This window comes from Halomonas sp., assembly GCF_014859505.1.
Taxonomy (GTDB): domain Bacteria; phylum Pseudomonadota; class Gammaproteobacteria; order Pseudomonadales; family Halomonadaceae; genus Halomonas.
This window is the reverse complement of the sequence record NZ_JACUUD010000266.1, coordinates 1-1,183: the sequence shown is the minus strand read 5'-3', so window position 1 is coordinate 1,183 and position 1,183 is coordinate 1. Positions and strand designations below refer to the sequence as shown.

Here is a 1,183-nt window from a genome sequence, read left to right as displayed (position 1 = left end):
AGATGAAGGCGTCAGCAACACAGCCATTCGCCGGGCCGAGCCCAGCTCCCACCAGTAACTTGATGGCGTAACTGTTCCCGGCTATCGGTAGCGATAGATCCGCAGGCTGGGCAGGAAGGGCTCGTCCTCGAGTTTCTCGTCGCGTCTTCTGGCGCGGGTGCGCTGCTCGGGCGGCGCGAGCGGGGGGAGGTTGTGGTCGGGCAGGCGGCCTTCGGCGCTGGGCACGAAGAGGGGCAGGGCGACGTTCATGGCGCGGCGGGTGCGGCCGTCGTCCAGGGATTCCCGGTAGAAGAGGTTGGCGCGCATCAGCGGGGCCTGGCGCTGCACCTGGGCCAGCGGCTCTGCGCTCGGGATGCCGGCGAGCTTGCGCAGCTGGATGCGCACGTGGGCAGCCTCCGTGTCGAGCTTCATAAGCTTCTGCTCGGCCTCCTTCACCGTCAGGCGCTTGATGGAGCGCCCGCTCGAATACCAGGCCAGGCGAACCCGGGCCAGCGGTGCCTCGGCGACGGGGATCGCCCGCCAGCACTGTTTGAGATGCACCCGGGCCAGGCCCTGGCCGCGCAGGTGGTCGTGCAGTTCGGGGTGGCGGAAGGGCAGCACGGCCTTCGCCTCGGGAATCAGCTCGGGCTCGCTCTCCTTGATGCGGGCGAGCAGGGCGGCGAAATCGGCCTTGGCGACGTTGGTTCGGGCCACCGCCTCCATCAGTGACTCATCGGCGGCCACCAGCCCGATATGGGTGCGGGTGGCGCGGCCATCCTGGCCATCCTGGTACCAGACATCCAGCAGGGCGTGGTGAAGCCAATCGGCCGCGCGCTCGGCGCTTACCGGTTCCGGCTCGCCGAAGATCCAGCAGGCGCCGGGGCGGTGGCGATAGGCGGCCGACACCGCCTCGGCAGCCTCGAGCAGGGCGTCGAAGGCTACCTCCAGTTCGGCCAGCAGGCGGTATTCGGGGCGGCTCAACGGTGGCTCACTCCGGCTCCTGGAACCCACGCTCGGCGCGCAGGATCATCTCGTCGATCTCGGTCTCGTCCATGGCGGGCTCGCCGGCGATGCGGTGGCTGCCATCCGCCCAGGCGCCGAGATCCAGCAGGCGGCAGCGCTCGCTACAGAAGGGGCGGTCGGGGTTCTTCTCGCTCCACACGACCTTCTTGCGGCACTGGGGGCAGGCGACTTCCAGGGGACG

Annotated in this window: 2 protein-coding genes; both read right to left on the bottom strand. The window is 69.6% G+C overall.

The window, feature by feature from the left end:
- Positions 1-81: 81 nt before the first annotated feature.
- Complete coding sequence (locus IBX53_RS16155; protein WP_290911421.1) at positions 82-960, bottom strand: DNA replication terminus site-binding protein; 879 nt, start codon at positions 958-960, stop codon at positions 82-84.
- 7 nt (positions 961-967) lie between these two features.
- Positions 968-1,183: DNA gyrase inhibitor YacG (gene yacG, locus IBX53_RS16150; protein ID WP_290911419.1), on the bottom strand; the 216-nt coding region annotated here is incomplete at its 5' end.